Origin of the sequence: Pseudarthrobacter sp. NIBRBAC000502772 (assembly GCF_006517235.1) — a bacterium.
In the GTDB taxonomy this organism is placed as follows: Bacteria; Actinomycetota; Actinomycetes; order Actinomycetales; family Micrococcaceae; genus Arthrobacter.
This window is the reverse complement of the sequence record NZ_CP041188.1, coordinates 64,774-86,161: the sequence shown is the minus strand read 5'-3', so window position 1 is coordinate 86,161 and position 21,388 is coordinate 64,774. Positions and strand designations below refer to the sequence as shown.

22 protein-coding genes, 1 pseudogene and 1 riboswitch are annotated in these 21,388 nt (G+C 67.0%); of the genes and pseudogenes, 13 read left to right on the top strand and 10 right to left on the bottom strand.

Going from position 1 to position 21,388, the window contains the following annotated elements:
• Positions 1 to 194 precede the first annotated feature (194 nt).
• A complete protein-coding gene (gene xsc, locus NIBR502772_RS00465) occupies positions 195 to 2,105 on the top strand; it encodes a sulfoacetaldehyde acetyltransferase (RefSeq protein ID WP_246848640.1) in 1,911 nt (636 codons plus the stop codon).
• A gap of 124 nt (positions 2,106 to 2,229) precedes the next feature.
• On the opposite strand, the gene NIBR502772_RS00460 is transcribed toward xsc, so the two are convergent.
• Together NIBR502772_RS00460 and ald are read right to left on the bottom strand one after the other, a co-directional pair.
• Positions 2,230 to 3,696 carry a PLP-dependent aminotransferase family protein gene (locus NIBR502772_RS00460; RefSeq protein WP_141138629.1) on the bottom strand — a complete coding sequence of 489 codons (1,467 nt, stop codon included), beginning with the start codon at positions 3,694 to 3,696 and terminating at the stop codon, positions 2,230 to 2,232.
• Between the two features lie 94 nt (positions 3,697 to 3,790).
• The gene (ald, locus tag NIBR502772_RS00455; protein ID WP_141138628.1) at positions 3,791 to 4,912 is read right to left on the bottom strand and encodes an alanine dehydrogenase; all 1,122 of its coding nucleotides are present in this window, start codon (positions 4,910 to 4,912) and stop codon (positions 3,791 to 3,793) included.
• A gap of 231 nt (positions 4,913 to 5,143) precedes the next feature.
• On the opposite strand from ald, the gene NIBR502772_RS00450 reads away from it, so the two are divergent.
• The 4 genes and pseudogenes from NIBR502772_RS00450 to NIBR502772_RS00435 all read left to right on the top strand — a co-directional run bounded on the left by NIBR502772_RS00450 (position 5,144) and on the right by NIBR502772_RS00435 (position 9,540).
• Positions 5,144 to 6,508 (top strand): aspartate aminotransferase family protein, encoded by a 1,365-nt coding sequence (locus tag NIBR502772_RS00450; RefSeq protein ID WP_141138627.1) that lies wholly within the window; start codon positions 5,144 to 5,146, stop codon positions 6,506 to 6,508.
• A 98-nt stretch (positions 6,509 to 6,606) separates the two neighbouring features.
• Positions 6,607 to 7,700, top strand: a pseudogene (locus NIBR502772_RS00445) (phosphotransacetylase).
• On the top strand, positions 7,697 to 8,809 hold the full coding sequence (locus NIBR502772_RS00440; RefSeq protein ID WP_141138626.1) for a YeiH family protein: 1,113 nt from the start codon (positions 7,697 to 7,699) through the stop codon (positions 8,807 to 8,809). The pseudogene NIBR502772_RS00445 and the gene NIBR502772_RS00440 overlap by 4 nt, the downstream one beginning before the upstream one ends.
• 11 nt (positions 8,810 to 8,820) lie before the next feature.
• Entirely contained in the window at positions 8,821 to 9,540 is a 720-nt protein-coding gene (locus NIBR502772_RS00435) for a sulfite exporter TauE/SafE family protein (protein ID WP_168223463.1), read from the top strand.
• A 12-nt stretch (positions 9,541 to 9,552) separates the two neighbouring features.
• On the opposite strand, the gene NIBR502772_RS00430 is transcribed toward NIBR502772_RS00435, so the two are convergent.
• From NIBR502772_RS00430 to NIBR502772_RS00415, 4 genes are all read right to left on the bottom strand, one after another.
• Entirely contained in the window at positions 9,553 to 9,939 is a 387-nt protein-coding gene (locus NIBR502772_RS00430) for a multidrug efflux SMR transporter (RefSeq protein ID WP_141138624.1), read from the bottom strand.
• Positions 9,939 to 10,262: a multidrug efflux SMR transporter gene (locus NIBR502772_RS00425; protein WP_141138623.1), complete on the bottom strand. Its 324-nt coding sequence runs from the start codon at positions 10,260 to 10,262 to the stop codon at positions 9,939 to 9,941. Before NIBR502772_RS00425 ends, NIBR502772_RS00430 begins: the two co-directional genes overlap by 1 nt.
• A gap of 9 nt (positions 10,263 to 10,271) precedes the next feature.
• Positions 10,272 to 10,337, bottom strand: a riboswitch (guanidine-III (ykkC-III) riboswitch).
• A gap of 72 nt (positions 10,338 to 10,409) precedes the next feature.
• Complete coding sequence (locus NIBR502772_RS00420) at positions 10,410 to 10,940, bottom strand: ferritin (protein WP_141138622.1); 531 nt, start codon at positions 10,938 to 10,940, stop codon at positions 10,410 to 10,412.
• Between the two features lie 84 nt (positions 10,941 to 11,024).
• Positions 11,025 to 11,693, bottom strand: coding sequence for a HutD family protein (locus NIBR502772_RS00415; RefSeq protein WP_141138621.1), 669 nt, complete (start codon positions 11,691 to 11,693; stop codon positions 11,025 to 11,027).
• Positions 11,694 to 11,766: 73 nt separating this feature from the next.
• On the opposite strand from NIBR502772_RS00415, the gene NIBR502772_RS00410 reads away from it, so the two are divergent.
• The 3 genes from NIBR502772_RS00410 (at position 11,767) to NIBR502772_RS00400 (ending at position 13,814) form a co-directional block, all read left to right on the top strand.
• A complete protein-coding gene (locus NIBR502772_RS00410; protein ID WP_141138620.1) occupies positions 11,767 to 12,606 on the top strand; it encodes an aminoglycoside phosphotransferase family protein in 840 nt (279 codons plus the stop codon).
• Positions 12,607 to 12,694: 88 nt separating this feature from the next.
• Positions 12,695 to 13,294: a phosphoribosylanthranilate isomerase gene (locus tag NIBR502772_RS00405; protein ID WP_141138619.1), complete on the top strand. Its 600-nt coding sequence runs from the start codon at positions 12,695 to 12,697 to the stop codon at positions 13,292 to 13,294.
• Positions 13,295 to 13,412: 118 nt separating this feature from the next.
• The gene (locus NIBR502772_RS00400; RefSeq protein ID WP_104061535.1) at positions 13,413 to 13,814 is read left to right on the top strand and encodes a YccF domain-containing protein; all 402 of its coding nucleotides are present in this window, start codon (positions 13,413 to 13,415) and stop codon (positions 13,812 to 13,814) included.
• On the opposite strand, the gene NIBR502772_RS00395 is transcribed toward NIBR502772_RS00400, so the two are convergent.
• From NIBR502772_RS00395 to NIBR502772_RS00385, 3 genes are read right to left on the bottom strand one after another with little or no spacing between them, the layout of a single operon-like run.
• A complete protein-coding gene (locus NIBR502772_RS00395; RefSeq protein WP_141138618.1) occupies positions 13,811 to 14,245 on the bottom strand; it encodes a VOC family protein in 435 nt (144 codons plus the stop codon). The genes NIBR502772_RS00400 and NIBR502772_RS00395 overlap by 4 nt on opposite strands.
• 59 nt (positions 14,246 to 14,304) lie before the next feature.
• On the bottom strand, positions 14,305 to 15,174 hold the full coding sequence (locus tag NIBR502772_RS00390; protein ID WP_141138617.1) for a DUF4031 domain-containing protein: 870 nt from the start codon (positions 15,172 to 15,174) through the stop codon (positions 14,305 to 14,307).
• A 58-nt stretch (positions 15,175 to 15,232) separates the two neighbouring features.
• A complete protein-coding gene (locus NIBR502772_RS00385) occupies positions 15,233 to 16,567 on the bottom strand; it encodes an FAD-binding oxidoreductase (protein WP_141138616.1) in 1,335 nt (444 codons plus the stop codon).
• Between the two features lie 182 nt (positions 16,568 to 16,749).
• On the opposite strand from NIBR502772_RS00385, the gene NIBR502772_RS00380 reads away from it, so the two are divergent.
• The 5 genes from NIBR502772_RS00380 (at position 16,750) to NIBR502772_RS00360 (ending at position 20,670) form a co-directional block, all read left to right on the top strand.
• Entirely contained in the window at positions 16,750 to 17,160 is a 411-nt protein-coding gene (locus tag NIBR502772_RS00380) for a molybdopterin-binding protein (RefSeq protein WP_104061539.1), read from the top strand.
• Positions 17,161 to 17,204: 44 nt separating this feature from the next.
• Positions 17,205 to 17,984, top strand: coding sequence for a molybdate ABC transporter substrate-binding protein (gene modA / locus NIBR502772_RS00375; protein WP_141141862.1), 780 nt, complete (start codon positions 17,205 to 17,207; stop codon positions 17,982 to 17,984).
• 22 nt (positions 17,985 to 18,006) lie between these two features.
• Positions 18,007 to 18,870, top strand: coding sequence for an ABC transporter permease (locus NIBR502772_RS00370; RefSeq protein WP_141138615.1), 864 nt, complete (start codon positions 18,007 to 18,009; stop codon positions 18,868 to 18,870).
• A complete protein-coding gene (locus NIBR502772_RS00365; RefSeq protein WP_141138614.1) occupies positions 18,867 to 19,928 on the top strand; it encodes a sulfate/molybdate ABC transporter ATP-binding protein in 1,062 nt (353 codons plus the stop codon). The genes NIBR502772_RS00370 and NIBR502772_RS00365 overlap by 4 nt, the downstream gene beginning before the upstream one ends.
• Before the next feature lie 67 nt (positions 19,929 to 19,995).
• Positions 19,996 to 20,670: a hypothetical protein gene (locus tag NIBR502772_RS00360; protein ID WP_141138613.1), complete on the top strand. Its 675-nt coding sequence runs from the start codon at positions 19,996 to 19,998 to the stop codon at positions 20,668 to 20,670.
• A 117-nt stretch (positions 20,671 to 20,787) separates the two neighbouring features.
• Here NIBR502772_RS00360 and NIBR502772_RS00355 read toward each other — a convergent pair whose 3' ends face one another.
• Positions 20,788 to 21,183: a hypothetical protein gene (locus NIBR502772_RS00355; RefSeq protein ID WP_141138612.1), complete on the bottom strand. Its 396-nt coding sequence runs from the start codon at positions 21,181 to 21,183 to the stop codon at positions 20,788 to 20,790.
• Positions 21,184 to 21,388 lie beyond the last annotated feature (205 nt).

The following is a 21,388-nucleotide window of genomic DNA, read 5'->3' as shown; positions in this document are numbered from 1 at the left end:
CACGTGATCAAGCCGCACCGAAATTGGCGCCTGGTTCAAGAATATCGTACGCAGTGTTCCGAATAATTGAAATACCCGTTGACGTTGTTGTTCTTTTGCCATAATCTCGGCATCAGCACCAAAACAGGAACGCTACGTTCCATTTTTTACAGTCAAACGTATCTAGGTGAAATCCTGGAGGAGGAGCAATCATCATGAGCCAAGACACCGTCGAACTCTCATCCGTTGCCAACGACGGCACGGCAGAAGCGCTCGTCACCGACTCATCCGCGGGGCAGGGCAAAGACGCCCCGGCCCAGGCAGCACCGGCCAAGGCCGCCCGCGAAGTCGCCAAGGGCGTGCAGAAAATGACACCGTCGGAGGCCTTCGTGGAGACGATGGTCGCCAACGACGTCACCGACATTTTCGGCATCATGGGTTCAGCCTTTATGGACGCCATGGACATCTTCGCCCCCGCAGGCATCCGCCTGGTTCCGGTGGTCCACGAGCAGGGGGCAGCCCACATGGCTGACGGTTATGCCCGTGCCAGCGGACGCCACGGCGTGGTCATCGGCCAGAATGGACCGGGCATCAGCAACTGCGTCACCGGCATCGCCGCGGCATTCTGGGCGCATAGCCCCGTGGTCATCGTGACGCCGGAAGCCGGCACCACGGGCATCGGCCTCGGCGGCTTCCAGGAGGCCAAGCAGCTGCCCATGTTCCAGGAATTCACGAAATACCAGGGCCACGTGACCCACCCGGCCCGCATGGCCGAATTCACCGGCCGCTGCTTCGACCGCGCCATGTCTGAAAACGGACCCACGCAGCTGAACATCCCGCGTGACTACTTCTACGGGGAGATAACTGTCGAGATCCCGCAGCCGCGCCGCGTGGATCGAGGCGCCGGCGGTACCAAGAGCCTGGACGAGGCAGCAGCCCTGCTCGCCACGGCCAAGTTCCCCGTGATTGTCTCCGGCGGCGGTGTGGTCATGGCCGACGGCGTCGAGGAATGCAAAGCCCTGGCCGAACGCCTGGGCGCCCCGGTGGTCAACAGCTACCAGCACAACGACTCCTTCCCGGCCAGCCACCCGCTCTGGGCCGGTCCGCTGGGCTACCAGGGATCCAAGGCAGGCATGAAGCTCATCTCCCAGGCCGACGTCGTGATCGCCCTCGGCACCCGCCTGGGCCCGTTCGGCACCCTGCCGCAGTACGGCCAGGCGTACTGGCCCACCGAAGCGAAGATCATCCAGATCGACGCCGACCACACCATGCTGGGCCTGGTCAAGAAGATCAGCGTGGGCATCTGCGGCGATGCCAAAGCCGTGGCACTCGAGCTGAGCAAGCGCCTGGACCAGCTCACCCTCGCCTGCGACGCCACGAAGGCCGGGCGTGCCGCCACCATCAAGGCGGAGAAGGAAAGCTGGGAAGAGGAACTCACCGCGTGGACGCACGAAAAGGATGAGTACAGCCTCGATATGCTCGAGGAGCACAAGAACGAGGACGGCAACTGGCTGTCCCCGCGCCAGGTGCTCCGCGAGCTGGAGAAGGCGATGCCGGAGAACGTCATGATCTCCACGGACATCGGCAACATCAACTCCGTGGCCCACAGCTACCTGCGCTTCGAGAAACCCCGCAGCTTCTTCGCCCCGATGAGCTTCGGCAACTGCGGCTACGCCCTGCCGACCATGATTGGCGCCAAGGCTGCAGCCATGGACCGTCCCGCCGTGGCCTACGCCGGCGACGGTGCCTGGGCCATGAGCATGGGCGAAGTCCTCACCGCCGTGCGGCACGACATCCCGGTTACCGCCGTCGTCTTCCGCAACCGCCAGTGGGGTGCGGAGAAGAAGAACCAGGTGGAGTTCTACAACCGCCGCTTCATCGCCGGAGAACTCGACAACGGCGAGAGCTTCGCCGCCATGGCCCAGACCATGGGAGCCGAAGGCATCGTGGTCGACCAGCTCGACGAGGTGGGCCCCGCGCTCAAGCGCGCGCTCGCCGCCCAGATGGAAGAGGGCAAGACCACGGTCATCGAGATTATGTGCACCCGCGAACTGGGAGACCCCTTCCGCCGCGATGCCCTCGCGAAGCCGGTCCGCACGCTCGAGAAGTACAAGGACTACGTGTAGACCGGACAGCCGGTCGTAGCTGACACATGACTCCCCGGACCGAAAGGTCCGGGGAGTCTTTGGCTTTGCCGGTGCTTAGAGGCCGGACCGTTACCGGCGCCTGGTCCAGCGCCACGGGACCGGACTACCCCTCGGCGAGCAGCTTCGTGGCCACCTCGCCCACGCGGGCCAGGCCCTCCGGGATGGAGCGCGTGGGAATGGCGCCGAAGCCGATCCGGAAGCAGTTCCGCGGCGCATTTTCCTGGCTGAAGAAGACGTCCCCGCGCTCGATCAGCACACCGCGCTTTTCGGCACGGCGCACGAGCTCCACGGCATCGAGCCGGGCCGGCCCCTCCATCCAGAGGCTGACGCCACCGGGCGGGTACGGGCCCTGCTCCCAGGGGAGGCACAGTGCGGAGATCTCGGTGACCGTCTCCCAGCGCGTCTTCAGCTGCCGCCGGTGACGGCGCAGGGCGCGGTGGTAATCGCCGCTGTCGATCATCAGGGCGAGGGCGCGCTGCATGTGCCCGGGAGGGTGGCGCACCTGGTATCGCCGCACGCGCCGCAGTTCCGTGATCAGTTCTGCGGGTCCTACCAGGAACCCGAGCCGCAGCCCGGGGGAGAGGAACTTGGAGAACGTGCCCAGGTACAGCACGTCGCCGGTGGAATCCAGGGCCTTCAGCGCGGGGCTGGGGCTGCCTTCGTACCGGAACTCGCTGTCGTAGTCGTCTTCGATGAGGACCGTTCCCGACGCGGCGGCAAGCTTGAGCAGGCGACGGCGGCGCTCCATGCTCAGCGTGACATTCGTGGGGTGGTGGTGGCTGGGGGTGACGTAGAGCAAGGCGGTGCCGCTGAGGGTCCCGGGGAGGCAGAGCCCGTCCTGGTCGACGTCGATCCCGTAGACCTGTGCGCCGGTGCGCAGGAAGATGTGACGAGCGTCCAGATAGCCGGGGTTCTCGATACCCACGCGCTGGTGGGGGCCCAGCAGTGTCCTGGCCAGCAGGTCCAGTCCCTGCTGGGATCCGACCGTGATCAGAATTTCGTCCGCACCGGCCTCGATGCCGCGTGCCGGCAGGATCTGGCGGCGGATCATCTCGATCAGCATCGGGTCGTCGGCGCCCACGCTGTCCTGGAGGCTGGCGAAACGGTGGGGCTGATACAGGGCTTCGCGCAGGCTCCGTATCCAGGCCGTGGCGGGGAAGCTGTGGACGTCCACCTGGCCGGCGACGAACGGGTACGGATATGTGTGCCAGTCCGCGTTCTTTTCCACCTCCGGGACGCCCTCGTCCGCGTAGCGGCGCATCCGGGAGGACCAATCGATCATCGAATCCGTGGCCGGCACGTCGGCTTCCGCCGCGGCCAGCATTTCCGGGTTGACGAAGATTCCGCTGCGTTCGTGGCTGAGTACCAGGCCCTCGGTGAGGAGTTCCTGGTACGCCAGGTTGATGGTGTTGCGGGCAACCTTGAGCTCGGCGGCCAGTTCCCGGGAGCTGGGCAGCCTGCGGCGCGAATCGAAGATGCCCACGGCGATGCCGTGCTCGATGACGCGGCGGACCTGCCGGTACAGGGGCTCGCTGGAGCTGCGGTCAATCTCTATGAGTGTCCGTGGCACGTTTCGCCTCCCAAGCAGCGCGATGAAGTATCAGGACCGAAAGAAGCGGGGGAGTTCAGTATGAACTCCCCCGCCAAGAATTACTCCTTGTACTTTAGCTACGGGCCAAAGATTCGAGTGCATCAGCGACGTCGATGCTGTGGGCTGCGCCGACGGCCGCGTTCGTCAGGCGCCCGCCCAGGGTGCTCAGGCCTGCGCGCAGTGCCGCGTTCTCGGCCACGGCCCGCTCCACACCCTTGTCGGCGATCTGCAGCACGTACGGCAGTGTGACGTTGGTCAGCGCGTAGGTGGAGGTGTGGGGTACGGCGCCCGGCATGTTGGCCACGCAATAGAAGACCGAGCCGTGGACGCGGAAGGTGGGTTCCTGGTGCGTGGTGGGGTGCGAGTCCTCGAAACAGCCGCCCTGGTCGATGGCGATGTCCACCAAGACACTGCCGGGCTTCATGCGGGAGACCAGTTCGTTGGAGATGATCTTGGGCGCCTTGGCCCCGGGGACCAGCACGGCGCCGATGACGAGGTCGGCCTGGATGACCTCCTGCTCGATGGCGAGCTGGTTGGCGGCGAGGGTGCGGACCCGGCCCTGGTACATGCGGTCCGCTGCGCGCAGCTTGTCCACGTTCTTGTCGAAGAGGACCACGTCCGCCCACATGCCGGCAGCCACGGCAACGGCGTTCATGCCGGACACACCGGCGCCGATGATGACCACGCGGGCCGGTGCCACACCGGAGACGCCGCCGATCAGCACGCCGCGGCCACCCTCGGGGCGGGTCAGGCACTGTGCGCCCACCAGGGGAGCCAGCCGGCCGGCCACTTCGCTCATGGGGAACAGCAGCGGCAGCGAGCCGTCTTCGAGCTGGACCGTCTCGTAGGCAATGGAGGTGCTGCCGGCGTCGAGCAGGGCCCGGGTGCAGGCCTCGTCGGCGGCCAGGTGCAAGTAGGTGAAGATCGTCAGATCCGGCCGCATGCGGTGGTATTCCGGCGCGATCGGCTCCTTGACCTTGAGCAGCAGATCGGCGGCGGCCCAGACCTCGTCGGCCGTCTGAAGGATGGCGGCTCCCGCTACCGTGTAGGCGTCATCGGAGATGGACGAGCCTTCTCCGGCGCCGGCCTCAATAAACACATCGTGCCCGTGGGCGACGAGCTCGTGGACGCCGGCCGGCGTGACGGCTACTCGGTATTCGTGGGACTTGATTTCCTTCGGGATGCCGATCTTCATTGTGACCTCCATGTTGTTGATGGGTGCTCTGCAAATAAGTCCGCCGTGCGGGCTGCGCAGCGTTATCGAAGTATGTTCCGGTCCAGGATGGGACCAGAAGCACCAGATGTGCGTCGGCTGACGGGACCAAACTGGACCCATCAGCCGGGCACGATGTGGCACTGATGCCCGGGGTGGCCGCCAGCCTAGGCTTCGATCATCGCTACTCACCTCGACAAGAAGGAGATAGTTTTGGACGCCACCACACTCCGGGCCCAGGCCCGGCGCCACCTCGGACCCCATTTCACCCGCAAGGACACCTGGGACAGCGAGTTCCCGATTTTTGTCCGGGGCGAAGGCAGCTACCTCATCGACACCGAAGGGGACCGCTACCTGGACGGCCTCGCCGGGCTCTTCTGCGTAAACATGGGCCACGGCCGCCAGGACATCGCCAAGGCTGCCAGTGAGCAGATCAGCACCCTGGCCTACGCCTCCAACTGGGGCTCGGCACACCCGCCGGCCATTGAGGCCGCCGCGCTCATCGCGGATCTGGCCCCCGGCGACCTGGGCACCACGTTCTTCGTCAACTCCGGCTCCGAGGCCGTGGAGACGGCCCTGAAGTTTGCCCGCCAGTACTTCCGCAGCCAGGGCCAGCCGCAGCGCACCAAAGTCATCAGCCGCGACATGGCCTACCACGGCACCACCATGGGTGCCCTGTCCATCACGCAGCTGCCCAAGATCAAGGAACCGTTCGGCGAGCTCCTGCCGGGAATCCGCTGCGTCCCGAACACCCTCGGTTTCACCGGCGACTGCGGCCCGGTCACGGAGCTCGACTGCTTCCGCGCCATTGAGCGGGTGGTCCTCGAAGAGGGCCCGGAAACCGTTGCGGCCATCTTTGTCGAGCCGGTCCAGAACGGCCGCGGAGCCCTCGTGGCACCTGAGGGCTACTGGCCGGCCCTGCGCGCACTGTGCGACAAGTACGGGATCCTCCTGGTCTCCGATGAAGTCATCTGCTCCTTCGGCCGGCTTGGCCACTTCTTCGGCTACGGCGTCACCGGCGTGGTCCCGGACCTGGTCACGTTCGCCAAGGGTTCCACTTCCGGCTACGCACCCCTGGGCGGCCTGATCGTCCGCGAGCAGCTGGTCCAGGAGCTGTTCAACTCCTCCACGGGCGGCGTCTTCACGCACGGGGCCACCTGGGGCGGGCACCCGGTCTCCACCGCCGTCGCGGTCGCCAACATCACCGCCATGCGGGACGAAAACGTCCTGGGAAACGTCCAGGAACAGGGTCCGAAGCTCATGGAGGCCCTGGAATCCCTGAAGAACTCGCACCGCTGCGTCAAGGCAGTCCGGGGCACGGGCTTCTTCTACGCGATCGAACTCATGGCGGACAGTTTCAGCGGCCGCGAACTGACCCAAGCCGAGTCGCTGAAGGTCCTTCGCGAAGTCCTTCCTGAGTCCTTCAAGCGGACCAAGGTGATCCTGCGCGGGGACGACCGCGGTGCCACCATGATCATGATCTCCCCGCCGCTAGTGGCCGACGCAGAGGTCCTGTCCGCGCTGCTGCATGGTGTGGACGGCATGCTCACCGACATCGAGAAGGCCATCCAGCCCTAACCACCGCATCCGATTCTTCGCCTGCGGAGGCGCCCCCTCGTGGACGCCTTCGCAGGATCCGATGTGGCCTCCGCAGGTTCGAGATAAGAGGTACAACCATGGCGACGGCGATTGTTGAGAAGCGCATTCCGCAGGCAGCGCCGCCCGCGGGAAGCGCGCTGTTTGAGCGCTGGCGCCAGGAGCTGTCCGGCCGCGGCCGGGTGGTCGGATTCGCCGACGGCGAGGACAAGCGTGCCGTTCGCGCTGCCAGTGCGCTGGCCGCGGAAGGAATCATCAGCCCCAGGCTCATTGGCCGCAGCCCTGAAATCCGGCGGGTGGCGGCCGAACTGGACTGTGTGCTGCCCGGCGACGCCATCCTCGACGTCGGCGGGCTGGCCGGCGACAGCAGCATCGCCGCGCTGATCGGGGAGGCTTACGCCCGCAAACCCGAGCAGCTGCCCCACGCCAGTCAGGAACCGGTCCATGTTGCCGCTGCCGCGTTGCGGGCCGGGTATCTGGACGCCTGTGTTGCCGGTGCCGGGACACCCACGGCCCTGGTGCTCCGGGCCGCGCTGCGCGTGGTGGGCCTGGACCCCGGATGCACCACCCTGAGCAGCTCGTTCCTGATGCTGCTGCCCGACGGAAGGGAACTGACGTTCGGCGATTGCGCCGTCGTTCCCGATCCTTCCGCCGAACAGTTGGCTGACATCGCAGCCTCGGCAGCCGCCATGCACCAGGCGCTGACGGGGCAGCCGCCGAAGGTGGCCATGCTGTCCTTCAGCACCCGGGGCAGCGCCATGCACTCGCACGTGGACAAGGTCAGGTCCGCAATGGAAATCCTGCGGACCCGCCACCCGCTGCTGCACGTGGACGGCGAGCTGCAGTTTGATGCCGCGCTGGTCCCCGCCATCGGGGCGGCGAAAGCACCCGGCTCGGACGTGGCGGGTCAGGCAAATGTGCTGGTGTTCCCCAGCCTGGACGCCGGAAACATCGGTTACAAGATCACCGAACGGCTCGGGGAGCCGTGGCCGTGGGCCCGATCCTGCAGGGGCTGGCAGCGCCCCTGAACGATCTGTCCCGTGGTTGCAGCGCCGGGGACATCGCGTCCGTTGGCCTGTTGAGCGCCATGCAATCGCTCTCCGTACTCGAAAGAAAGGAGATCCGGCCTGAGCACGGCGCAAGCCCGCTCCGGGAGGATCGCAGACGACCATGACACAAGACGTTGCCACGCCCGTAGGAAGCGACAAGCCGGAAGGAAACGGCAAACAGCGTGGATTTCTCCCGCGAGGCCTGCGGGACAGGCGGCTGCCCGGGCTCGCACTGGCGGCCGCTGCGGTGGCCGGCGCCTGGCTTGTCCACGCGGCCGTCCCGGTGCTCCCCTTCCTCACGGTGGCCGTCATCCTGGGCATCCTTTCCGCCAACCTGCCCGGGATCGGCCCGGCAGTCGAAGGAGTCATGCAGCCCGGGCTGGTGCTGGCCGCCAAGAGGTTCATGAGGCTCGGAATCGTGCTGCTCGGACTGAAGCTGAGCCTCATAGACGTCGCGGCCCTCGGTTGGGCGACACTGGGGATCGTGGTGGGCATCGTGCTGCTGACCTTCGTGGGCACCTTGCTGCTGGGCAAGGCTTTCAGGCTTCCGGGAGACCAGCCTTTGCTCCTGGCCGCAGGCTTTTCCATCTGCGGCGCCTCCGCTATCGGGGCCATGAGCGGAGTGACCAGGACGGATCACCGCGGGACCGTGGTGCCCATCGCGCTCGTGACCCTGTGCGGAACCCTTGCCATCGCTGTGCTGCCGGCCCTCAAGGGTCCTCTCGGCCTGGACGGGGTGCAGTTCGGGCATTGGGTGGGGGCCAGCGTCCATGACGTGGGGCAGGTTGTCGCGACGGCACAGACGGCAGGCACCGCGGCCCTGGCCGGGGCCCTGGTCATCAAGCTCACCCGTGTCCTGATGCTCGCCCCGATGGTCACCGCTGCCGCTTTGGTGCAGCGCTGCCGCAACCGTTCCCGGCGCAAGCGTTCCCAGCACAGCAAGGCGGCCGCCGGCATCGAAGAAGGCAAGCTCAAATTCCCACCCCTGATCCCGCTGTTCGTGGCCGGGTTCATGGCGATGATCGTGTTGCGGACGCTGGGAATCCTGCCGCATGCGGTCCTGGAAGGTGCTGCGCTCGCGCAGGACCTTCTGCTCGCTGCGGCGCTGTTCGGGCTGGGAGCGTCCGTGCAAATACGGTCAATTCTTCACACCAGCGGCAGGGCGGTCGTCGTCGCCATGCTCTCCTGGGGCCTCATCGGTGTACTCGCCTACGTGGGAGTGCAATTCATCTAGGAATGGACACCATGACCACCACGGAACTCATCATCGCGGCTCTCATAGTTGCCGTCGCTGTGGTGGCACAGGCCGGCACCGGGTCCGGATTCGGCATCGTCTCCTCGCCGCTGCTGCTGATGATCAGCCCGCAGCTGGTGCCCGGCCCGCTGCTTCTCGTGTCGGTGGTGGTCATGCTGTTCGTGAGCTGGCAGAACCGGAGGGGGCTGCGGCACGTGGATCTCAAGCTGGCCATTGCCGGGTGCCTGCCCGGTGCCGTTGCCGGACTGTGTGTGCTGCCCCTGCTGAACGGCAAATGGACCGGTATGATTGTGGGCGGGCTGGTGGTGGCCAGCGTGCTCACCGGACTCACAGGGTTCCGCATCCCGCAAGACCGCTTCTCCCTGTTCACGGCCGGCCTGCTCGGCGGAGTCCTGGGTACGGTTGCCTCCACCTCAGGGCCGCCGCTTGTGGTGGTTTACCGGAGCGAAGACCCGGCCCGGTACCGTGCCAACCTCTCCCTGTTTTTTCTGGTTTCGTCGTTGGTCTCGTTGCTCGCCCTGGCGGGCGCCGGTTCCTTCGGCACGGAGGAGCTGCTGCTCACCGGCTGGCTGCTGCCGGGCGTTGCCCTCGGGGCGCTGGCATCGCGGCCGGTGGTGAAGCGGATTTCCGCCGCCGCCCTCCGTCCCGCGGCCCTCAGCCTGTGTCTGGTTGCCGGGGTGAGCCTGCTCATCAAAGGCGCTCTGGCCTGACGGGCACGGTGGCTATTCGAAGGTGGCAGACGCCGGCGTGTCCTCGGTGGCTGGCTCATTGTTCCTGCCAGCAGGCAGGGATTTCAACCCGGCCGCGCAGCCCACAATCCCGGCGATGAACAGCACCTTCAGGACGCTGTAGGGTTCGACGCCGGTGGCCATCGCCCAGCCCACCGTCAGGGCAGCGCCGATCCCCACCCAGACGGCGTAGGCCGTCCCGAGCGGGATGCTGCGGATGGCCAGGCCCAGGCCGATCATGCTCAGGGTGGCCGTCACCGTGAAGACAAGAGTGGGCAGGGGGCGGGTGAAACCGTCGGACTGGCCCAGGGCGGTGGCCCAGACGGCTTCCAGCACGGCGGAGGCCAGCAGCATCAGCCACGCAGCGGAACGTTTATTCATTACGCCACCACCTTCAGGCCAACCACGCACGCGGCGATGCCGGTAAGCAGCAGCAGGCGCGCCGTCGTCGGACGTTCCGCCCTGGTGATGATCGCGTAGGCGGACGTCAGCACCACGCCCACGCCCACCCACACGGCGTACGCGGTGCCGGTGGGGATGGACTGCATAGCGATTGCGAGGCCGGCCATGCTGGCGAGGACGGAGACCAGAAAGAGGAGGGCGGGCGCGAGCCGGCGTCGGCCGGAGGCCTGGAATGTCCGGTGCAGGGCTGCGGCCCAGACGGCCTCCAGCGCCCCGGAAAGAATGAGGATTAACCACGACATGACAGATCCTTTGGCCAGTCTTGTCGCGTGCCGGGTACTGAACCGTCGTCCGGAGGGTCCTGTGCGGAGCCTTGTTTCCAGCATAGCAACGCCCGACGGCGGGTGGCCGGGTTGGTGGCCAACCTCACCGCGGGGGTGGGGGGACCTTTAGAGCGCGCCGCCGGCCGTTTCCGGAGCGGAGGAGTCGCGGCCCCCGTTGCCCACGGTTTCGCGGGCGATGAAGTTCTCGATGTCGAACAGGTTGTCCGCGCGCTCGGCGATGTTATAGAGGGTGGTCATGGCGGCGACCTCCTCCACCTGCTCCTTGAGGAACCACAGCATAAACTGCTCGCCCAGGGCGTCGTCCTCGGAACGGGCGGCGCGGAACAGGGCCTCGATCGCGGCCGTCACTTCCTTCTCCTGCTCCAGCGCCAGGGCCAGCGGCTCGGTCACGGAGGAGAAGTCGTTGCGCACGGTGGGGACGCCCGGGATGGTGAATTCAATGTCGCGGTCAAGCATGTACTGCACCATCATCATGGCGTGGTTCCGCTCCTCCACGGCCTGCCGGTAGAAGTAGCGGGCCAGCTGGGGGAGGTCCTGGTTGGCGAACCACGTGGCCACGGCAATGTACTGCTGCGAGGCCGCGAACTCGTTGCCGATCTGGGTGGACAGGAGCGCATTGAAGGGTGTGGAAGTCATAGCCAGAGTCTAGGAGGGCCGCGTTTCGCTGACCAGTGTGGGAAGGCTCAGATAACGAAGGCGAGGCTAGCCTGCAGCGCTGGATCAGGCAGTCACGCGGTCGATTGAAACCACGGCCAGGAAGCCGCGGCCCAGGATTTCGGGGGTCCCGGTATCGGAGCCGACGACGGCGTCATACCTGTTGAGTGCCTCGGGTTCCGTGGGGCTGGGGGCAGCATCGTCGGCGTCGGCGTCGGCGTCGGCGTCGGCTTCTGCGGCGGCAGCGGCTCCCGCGGCTTCCGCGCTGACGCTGAGGTTGCCCGCGCTGACGGTGGCCTGGCCCTGCAGCAGCACAGCAAGCTGGCCCTCAAAAACCGGGTGCGCGCGCTTTTTGGAGAGCTCGATGATGGACGTGAAGCCCTTGAACGACCCCGTCCGGGTGATGACGTTCAGGTCGCGGATGTCCCCGGTGGGCAGGGCACCGTGCGCGGCAGCTTCGCCGGAGAACCTGAACGGCCGGTACTTTTCCAGCGGGTGCTCGGCGCCATCCACCGTGAGAAGGAGCAGCTCGCCGTCGATCACGGTCAGCACACGTTCCATGCCCGGGAACGCCGAGAAATCCCCGGCCTTGCTGACATCGGCGATGCTGACCCGCCAGTCCCAGGCGCCGTCCTGCGAAGAGGCGGCCTTCGGGTGGCTGGCAAGCTCCCGGGTCACCCCGCCGCCGTTGCGCCACGGTTCGGACCTGAGTTCTGCGAAGCGGATGATCTCCATCGGACCAGCCTAGTTTGTTTGGGCGCCCTCTCCAGTGTTTGGGCGACCCCGCCACGCGTGGCATGCTGGGCAAATGCGCCAGGGGATCACCGAGGAACAGAGCCGGCTGCTGACGTCCTGGCTCGGGGGATTCAGCGTGGTGAAGGACTACTCGTGGCCCCTGCAGGACACGAACGTCCTCCACGTTGCCACGCCGTCGGGCGACGAATTCATCGTCAAGGCGAGCACCACAAGCCACCATATCCACCGCGAGATCGCCGCCCACGCCGGCGGGTTTGAGGGGCTTCACGGGCGGATTCCGGCGTTACGGCATGCCTCGGCGGATGCCGGGATCCTGGTGACGGAATTCCTGCCGGGAACGTTGGTGGAGGGGACGCCGGCCGAGGACGATCCGGAAACGTACCGCCAGGCCGGGGCACTGCTGGCGAGGATTCACCGGCCCGCCGGGGTCTCGTCCACCTATGCAACAGCCCTCACGGCCAAGACCCGTGCGTGGATGGACCGTGCCCACGGGCTGCTGCCCGAATCGCAGCTCGACAGCTTTGAACAGGCGCTCCATGAACTGCGGCCGGGCGTGGCGCTGCTGGTGGCAACGCACGGCGATTACCAGCCGAGGAACTGGCTGCAGGACAACGGGCAGGTCAAGGTCATCGACTTCGGCCGGGCTGAACCGCGTCCGTGGGTGCACGATCTGGTGCGGCTCAGCCATCAGCGGTTCGTTGGCAGGCCCGACCTGGCGGACGCGTTCCAGGCGGGGCTCGGCAAGACTGTGGCCCCGGCCGAGACTGACGTGTGGCGGCTGGAGAACCTGAACCAGGCCATCGGCACGGTGGTATGGGCCAACCAGCTGGGCGACGCCGCCTTCGAACAGACCGGCCGCACCATGGTGGAGCGTATGCTCTCCGGCTTCTGAAATGGAACCGGCCAACATCGGCGCCGCGGGTACTTGCCTGTTAGTCTCCTCCCGGGGGACTATGCGTAGACAGCCTGAAGGAGCCGGAATGTTCGTCAAAGTGTGTGGACTCAGTACGCCCGAATCCGTCCGTGAAGCAGTAGACGCCGGGGCGGACGCCGTCGGCTTTGTCCTCACCGCAAGCCCGCGGGTGGTCTCGCCGTCGCAGGTTTCCACTCTTCTGGCCGATGTGCCGGATGGGGTACTTGCCATCGGCGTTTTCCGGCATGAACCGGTCGCCGATGCCATTGCCATCGCCCGTGCCGCAGGACTCGAGTGGGTCCAACTCCATGCAGACCTCACCCCGGAGGACGTCACAACAGTGCACGACGCCGGCATGAAGCTGATCAGGGCGGTCACCATGGCAGCCACTGCGGACGCGTTCGCCAACTGGGGCGAGGAAATGCTGTTGATTGATGCCGCAGTGCCCGGGTCCGGAGAGGCCTGGGACTACGCCTCCATGGTGGATGTGACGGCGCTCCAGGACCGCAAGTGGCTGCTGGCCGGCGGGCTGAACCAGGACACCGTGGCGCACGCCACCGCCGCCTCAGGTGCGTGGGGCGTGGACGTCAGCTCCGGCGTCGAGGTTTCCCGTGGCGTCAAGGACCTGGCGAAGATCCGCGCCTTCGTGAAGGCCGCCAAGGGCTGAGGCCCGGTCCAGGTTTCTGGGTCCAAGTTCCAGGGTCCAAGTTCCATGGCCGAAGATCAGGGGCCAATCAGGGCAGACCCCTACGTTTTTGTCAGACCCCGCGGGGCACAATGGACAGATGAAGACTCTGCTCAACATCATCTGGCTGGTATTCGGTGGACTCTGGCTCGCTCTGGGCTACTTCCTGGCCGGCATCATCTGCTGCCTGCTCATCGTCACCATCCCGTGGGGCATCGCGTCTTTCCGCATTGCGGCGTACACGCTCTGGCCGTTCGGGCGCATGGTGGTGGACAAACCGGGCGGCACGGGCGTGTTCCCGCTGCTGGGGAATGTCATCTGGCTGGTGGTGGCGGGCATCTGGATCGCGATCGGCCACGTGGTCACAGCTTTTGCCATGGCGGTCACCATCATCGGCATCCCGCTGGCCATCGCCAACCTCAAGCTCATCCCGGTCAGCCTGATGCCGCTGGGCAAGCAGATCGTTCCCACTAACAGCCCGTTCGTTACCGCGTACCGTTAGCCGGCGGCATTCCCCGGGGCTTCGCTAAACCCGGGGACCAGGCCCTGGGCTTCGAGCTCCTCTGACCGGAGCGCCCGCAGCACGCAGAATTCGTTGCCGTCCGGGTCGGCCATGACCACCCAGGTCACCTCCGGCCCCTGCCCAATAGAAATGCGCGACGCGCCAAGGGCTTCCAGCCGCTGCACCTCCTCGGCCTGGTCATCCGGACGCAAGTCCAGGTGCAGCCTGTTCTTGATCTCCTTCTGCTCCGGCACCTTCACGAACAGCAGGTCCGGGCTGACGCCGTCTGCCGGGCTGCCTGCAGGGGGTTCCAGTACGATTTCGTCTTCCACCTCATAGGTGCGGCGCCAGCCCAGGGCCTTCTCCCAGAAATCGGCGGGCACTTTGGGGTCTGTGGAGTCGACGCTGACAGATTGGATGCGCAGGTTCATCCGAGCAGTCTTGCACCGGCCGGGGCGCCCGTAAAGGCTTCCGGCGGCTGCGCGAAGAGTCAGGCCAGCTCGCCCAGAAGGTTCCGGCGGGCGGCATCGAGCCACAGTTCCCGTGCGCGGTCGCTGTGGAACAAGGGGTCCAGTTCCAGCAGATGACGGACGACGGCGGCACGGCCGGCCGCGAAGTCGGCGTCGCCGATGTGCGCATAGTCTTCCCGGACGGCGGCCACATACCGGGCGTACGGCTCAGGTTCGCCGCCGAGGACTGACAGGTCCGCGTCGCAGAGGAGGGCGCCGTCGTCGTCCCCTGGTTCCGGGCGGTGGTCCGACGTCAGCCTGACCAGCCGCGCCACCTCCTCGACTTCGGCGGCCGGAAGCCCCGCATCCGTGAGGCGCTCCTCGGCGAGGCGGGCCGATTCCTCCTCGTCCTGGCCGGCGATCCCGCGGTACACGGCATCGTGGAACCAGGCTGCGAGCAGCACGGTCCGCGGCGGATCGTCGGGGTCGGTGAGCAGGTCCATGGCCTCCAAGACTGCCAGCAGGTGCGTGCAGCCGTGATACCGGCGGTGGTCCTCGCTCCAGCGGTCCAGCAGGTCCAGGAAGAGGGCGTCGTGTCCCGGCATGATGGCTTCCCAGCGGTTCAGCAACGGGACCTTGAGGGACTTGTTCCGCTGCCGGGCCGGGATGCGCAGCCCGCTGGCGATGAGCTTTCGCACCAGGATCCGGGCTTCCACGGCGATGGCGCCCGCGGCGACGAGGTCGTCGAACCGGCGCTCGGCAACGTCGTAGTGGTCGCCGTCGAACGCCCGGTCCGGGATGCCGGCCGCGGCGGCGAAGGCGTGCAGCTCCGGGAGCGAGGTGTCCGAGATGAGGTGCGAAAAGTGTGTGCCGTGGGCGGGCCAGAGCGGCGGATCCAGGTAAATCGCCATGGGGGAAGTCTAGTGCGGCGGTGGTCTGCGCCGGGGCCGCCAACCGCTGCAGGCCCGCTCAGGAGCCGGCTGGCAGGATGTTCTGGTTGCCCTGGAAGACGTTCCGCGGATCGAAGTCCCGCTTGACCCTGGCCAGCCGGGCGTAGTTCCCGTTGCCGAACGCGGCACGGATGCGCTCCTGGCCTTCGTTGCCGATGAAATTGAGCCACACCCCGCCCGAGGCATAGGGCGCAATTTTCTGGCGGAAGTCCTTCACCCAGGCCTTGGCCAGCTCGCCTTCCTCGGGGGTGGGGGAGATGCCGTAGGGGTGGCTCACCCAGGCCGCATTCCGGTTGATCAAGGGCGTGGCCGCCCCCGCGCTTCCGCCGACCGCGCCGCCCCAGCGGGCGATGAGCTGCTGGGACGTGGCATCGGGGAGGTTCCGGGCCGACTCAACAAAGAGGTCCAGAGCTGCATCGGGAAGTTCGTCGTGGTAGTCCGCGCTCCAGTAGTTGTAATGGTCCGGAGGATCATCCAGGGAGCCGTTGAACTCTGCATAGCCTGTGTCACCCACCAGGTCGACGGCGGGTCCGAGTTCGCGGAACGGCCGGGCATGTTCGGAGCCTTCCTCGGGCTCACCCGCGTAGACATAGCCAATGGCGACGGCCATTTTTCCCACCAGATGCTCAGGCACAAACGGCTCGGGCGGAGCGGTCAAGTACAGCAGCCCCACCCCGACGCCATCGGGGGCTGCGAGGGCCAGGTCCCTGTACGCGCGGGAGACGTCCAGGGCCTCTTCACCGGGCCACAGCCATATCCCGGCGTGCACCACGGGGCCGAGCCGGTGCGCCTGGAATGTGAAGGACGTGGCCACGCCGAAATTGCCGCCGCCGCCATGGAGCGCCCAGAAGAGTTCGGGGTTTTCCCGGGCGCTCGCGGTGACACGCTCGCCGTCGGCCGTCACCAGGTCCACCGAGACGAGACTGTCGCACGCGAACCCGAAGGAGCGCTCCAGCCAGCCGGATCCGCCGCCCAGGGTAAAGCCGGCCACACCGGTGGTGGAGGCCCGTCCGCCGGTGACCGCCAGGGCATGCTCCTGGGTGGCGCGGTCGAACTCGCCCCACGTCAGGCCCGCACCGGCGGTGACGATGCTGGATTCCGGGTCCACATCGATCGACTTCATGGGCCGGACATCGATCACCAGGCCGTCATTGTTCATGGACATTCCGGCCACTGAGTGGCCGCCGGCCCGGACAGCAACGGCGAGGGAATTCTGCCGGCCGTAGCGCAGGGCTTCGGCCACGTCCGCGTCATTTGAACACTGGGCAATCACCGCCGGCCGCCGGTCAATGCTGGCGTTGAAGACCTTCCGGGCCGGGTCATAGTCGGGGCTGTCAGGCCTGATCCACTTCATCACAAACGCTCCTCAGCGACTGCAGCCCCTCCCCTTCCCCATAGCGTAGGACTTCGGCCCGGGACGTTCCAGAGGAAGCCCAACTGGAGCCTCGCGCGGGAGCGAAAGAAGGAGCAAAGTCATCTTCGGATCCGCGGTGGAAACTACTGAGAAACACCGCATATGCGGACTAGAATCATGAAATGCCCACTATTCGCGTATCCGAGGCCGCCCGGTTCCTTGGCGTCAGTGACGACACCGTCCGGCGCTGGACAGAGAACGGCAGCCTCACCCCCGTCAAGGACGACGCCGGCCGGCTGGCCGTGGACGGACTGGAACTGGCCCGGCACGCCCAGAAGCTCGCGCAGCTTCCCGAGGACCCGCACCGGTCAGGGAGTTCGGCGCGCAACAGGTTCGTTGGCCTGGTCACGGGTATCACTGCGGACAAGGTCATGGCCCAGGTGGAACTTCAGTGCGGGCCGTTCCGGGTGGTGTCGCTGATGAGCAGCGAAGCAGTCCGGGACCTGGGCCTGGAACTCGGCTCCGTGGCCACCGCGGTGGTCAAAGCAACCACAGTCATCATCGAAACGCCGCAGGGAAAGAGCATCATTTGAGCACCCGCCAACACGGGTCACCCGCCATCATCTCAGCCGCCCTCATGCTGGGCCTCGTCGCATGCGCACCGGCTACGACGCCCACGGCCACGCAGTCCGCCGCGGCGCAGTCCCCGGCCTCTCAGTCCCCGGACGCCACCGGTCAGGTGTCCGGGACCATCACGGTCTTCGCAGCCGCGTCGCTCAAGGCCACGTTCACAGAGTTGGCCAGCGACTTCGAGGCGAAGAACCCCGGCACCAAGCTCGTGTTGAGCTTCGCCGGTTCTTCGGACCTGGCCACCCAGATCACCCAGGGCGCACCGGCCGACGTTTTTGCCTCCGCCGACACCAAAAACATGACCAAACTGGCCGATGCCAAGCTCCTGGACGGGACCGCGAAGAACTTCGCCACCAACGTCCTGGAGATCGCCGTCCCGCCGTCCAATCCGGCGTCGATCGCGTCCTTCGCGGACCTGGCCAAGCCAGGCGTCAAGGTGGTCGTCTGCGCCAGCCAGGTTCCGTGCGGGGCGGCCGCGGACACGGTGGAAAAGGCCGCGGGCGTGAGCCTCTCGCCGGTCAGCGAGGAGTCATCGGTGACGGACGTCCTGGGCAAGGTCACCTCGGGCGAGGCCGACGCCGGCCTGGTCTACGTCACCGACGTCAAAGGCGCCGGAGGCAAGGTCAAAGGGATCCCGTTCGACGAATCCGGCAAGGCAGTCAACACGTATCCCATCGCCACAGTAGGCTCGAGCCGGAATAAGGAACTGGCGGCAGCCTTCATCGCCATGATGACCGGCGTCGACGGGCAGAAAACCCTGAGCGCGGCCGGCTTCGGCGCCCCGTAAGTAAGCCGCACCCAAGGAGATCATGAGACAGGCCAGGAACGGCGGATACGGCGGCGTCCCGCGCTGGATTTACGTCCTTGCGGCTGCCGGTGGCCTGTTCGTGGTGCTGCCGCTGGCGGCCATGGTGGCCAAGGTCAACTGGGCCCAGTTCATCCCGCTGATCACGTCGGAAGCGTCGCTGCAGGCACTGGGACTGAGCCTGCGCACGTCCGCGGCCAGCACTTTCCTGTGCATCGTGCTCGGTGTGCCGCTGGCCCTGGTCCTGGCCCGCGGCAGCTTCCCCGGCCAGCGCTTCCTCCGCTCACTGGTCCTGCTCCCGCTGGTGCTTCCGCCCGTGGTGGGCGGCATCGCACTCCTGTACACGTTCGGGCGGCAGGGGCTGCTGGGCCGGACGCTGGAAGTGGCTGGCCTGCAGATCGCCTTTTCGACGACGGCGGTCATCCTGGCCCAGACGTTTGTGGCCCTGCCGTTCCTGGTGGTCAGCCTTGAGGGTGCCCTGCGGACCGCCGGGAACCGGTACGAAGCGGTGGCGGCGACGCTCGGCGCCGGGCCCACCACGGTGCTCCGCAGGGTCACCCTCCCGCTCGTGCTGCCGGGACTGGCGTCCGGCGCGGTGCTGTCCTTCGCCCGCAGCCTGGGTGAATTCGGCGCCACGCTCACGTTCGCCGGAAGCCTGCAGGGCGTGACCCGGACCCTGCCGCTGGAAATCTACCTGCAGCGCGAAACGGACGCCGATGCCGCCGTCGCGCTTGCCCTGGTCCTCGTGGGGGTGGCGGTTGCCGTGGTGGCGCTCGCGTACCGCAGTCCCCGCGCCGCCGAACGGGCTGCGTCCGGCAGCTGGGAACGCACGACGACGGCGCCCGCCGAGGGCGGTGCGGTCCGGTGACGTTCTCGGTTCAGGCCGCCGTGGCCGGCCGCGGGTTCGACGTCTCCCTCGCGGTGGGGCCAGCCGAAACGGTGGCCATTATGGGAGCCAACGGCGCGGGAAAATCCACCCTGCTGAACGTCATTGCGGGCCTGCTGCACCCGGACTCTGGCACGGCCGAACTGGACGGCAGGAGGCTGTTTGACCTCACCGCCGGGCGCGGCCAGTGGACGGCTCCGCACCGGCGGGGCACAGCGCTCCTGGCCCAGGAACCGCTGCTTTTCCCGCACCTGAGCGTGCTGGAGAACGTGGCCTTCGGGCCCCGGAGTGCGGGGGCTTCGAAGCAGGCCGCGCGGGAGTCCGCCCTGCGGTGGCTCGCGGAAGTCGAAGCGACGGAGCTGCAGGCCCGCCGCCCGGCCGAGCTCTCCGGCGGCCAGGCGCAGCGCGTAGCTGTGGCGCGGGCGCTCGCCGCCGACCCCGGGCTCCTCCTCCTGGACGAGCCGATGGCCGCGCTGGATATCCATGCCGCGCCGCTGCTCCGGCGCCTGCTCAAGCGCGTGCTGGCCGGCCGAAGGGCCATCATCATCACCCACGACGTCCTCGACGCCCTGATGCTGGCCGACCGGGTGGTCATCCTCGAAAACGGGCGGATCAGCGAGGAAGGCCCAACGCGGGACATCCTCCAGCGCCCGCGCAGCCGGTTCGCGGCCGGACTCGCCGGACTCAACTTTGTGGCCGGCCACCTGACCGAACACGGTCTGCGGGCCGGTGCCCTGAACCTCTATGGCCACCACGACGCAGCCGCCCCGCTCCCTGCCGGGCAGCCGGGCGTGGCTGTCTTCCCGCCGTCGGCCGTTTCCGTTTTCCTCACCGAAGCGCATGGCAGCCCGCGGAACTCCTTCGCCGTGACCATCACGGACCTGGAGCCGCACGGGGACGGGATCCGGGTCCGCGCCGGGGAGGGCGGGCAGCTGAGCGCGGACATCACGCCGGCTGCCTCTGTAGATCTCGGGCTGGCGCCGGGCATGCAGGTGTATTTCGTGATCAAGGCCGGTGCCGTGGCCATCTACCCCGGCTGAAGAGGCGGAATGCGCGGGTAGGCTGGTCAGCGTCGTCCGGACGCGGCGGCGGTATTGGGGGAGAACCATGAATAAAATTACGACGGCGGCTGCCGTCCTGGCGCTGCTGGCGGGCCTGTCCGGGTGCAGCCTGTTCCCGTTGCCGACGCCGCTGCCGGACATCGCCCCGGCAACGCCCGCGTCCGTGCTGCCGCCGGAGTGCCCCTTTGTGGGCCGTGACGACGTGTCGCCGGTCCGGATCCCCAAGGGCTCGCCGCGCGAAACCATCGGCAGCGTCCTGAACGCCTACAGCGGCTGGCTCAACGCCGGCTCCGAGCTGGTTACGGCCTGGAGCCCGGGCAAGGCCGTCCCGGAAAACTGCGTCGCAGACCTCGCTGCAAGAAACGCCGAAGCCTATTCGAGCACGCTGTTCACCACGCACAGCGACGTCGCGTGGCAGGAATACTTCGCGGCGGTGAAGGTGATGAACCAGCAGAACCTGGCGGCGGTCCGCGTTGCCGGGCCGGAGGCGGGCGGGCGCGGCACGTTTGAGCTGCTGCAGGAGATCGATTCGAGCGCCGCGGACAGCGGCACGTTCCTGAAGTTCGACGCCGTCTACCGGCCCACCGTTGCCGGGCAGGGCAGCTGGGAGGACCTGGACACACCGACCCGCTGGTACGTGGAACTCGTCCCGGCGGGGGAGTTCCTGGTGATCAACTACATCGAAACCAAGCCTGCGGCCGGCTATCCGGCAAAGCCCTAAACCGCCCGCAGACCGCTGGCTACATCCCATAGGGGCCGGCCTCAGTTTTCCCTCAGCAGGAGGAAACCTGTGGTGCAGCATCGTCGCTACGGAAGTTAGCGATCTCCGGAGTCCGTGCTAGCAGCTCGAATGCGTCTTCTCCGTGCGCGTCTCACCGTTCGTGAGGACAACCTGGGAGTTGGCGCGGCACGTCACGCCATCCTCGGTAAACGTGTTCTGGCTACTCAGCTTTGTCACGTTGTCCGTCAGGGTGTAGTGCGTTTCATAGTCGAACGACGACTGACCGATAGTCGTCTGATCGCGGGTGTTGGTCGTGTAGTGGCCGTCGACGTTTCGGGTCGCGCCGCGGAACTCATAGGTGTATGACCCATCAGGGGTGCTGAATTCGGTGTGTTCCACCTGGGCGCGGTTGCTGCCCGGGTCGGACGGCGGCGCGGCCAGCGCCGGCGAGGCAGTGAGGGCGAGAGCCAGGCCAGCGCCGGAGGCGACGACCAGGCGGGTTAAACGGTTCATGGTTAGGGTCCTTCCGCTTCTTTGTCGGGCGGCCCCAACCGCAGTGAGTGGAGTCTAACGATTGCCCATAGCTCCGCACAACACTTCGCGAGCATCTTGTGGCTACACCAGTCCGTGGACCCGGATTTCCACATAGGCGTGGTGCGGCTCTGGACAGGCAGTTCGCCATCGGCAAACATGGGGCATAGAGGGCACCTCCTCAAAG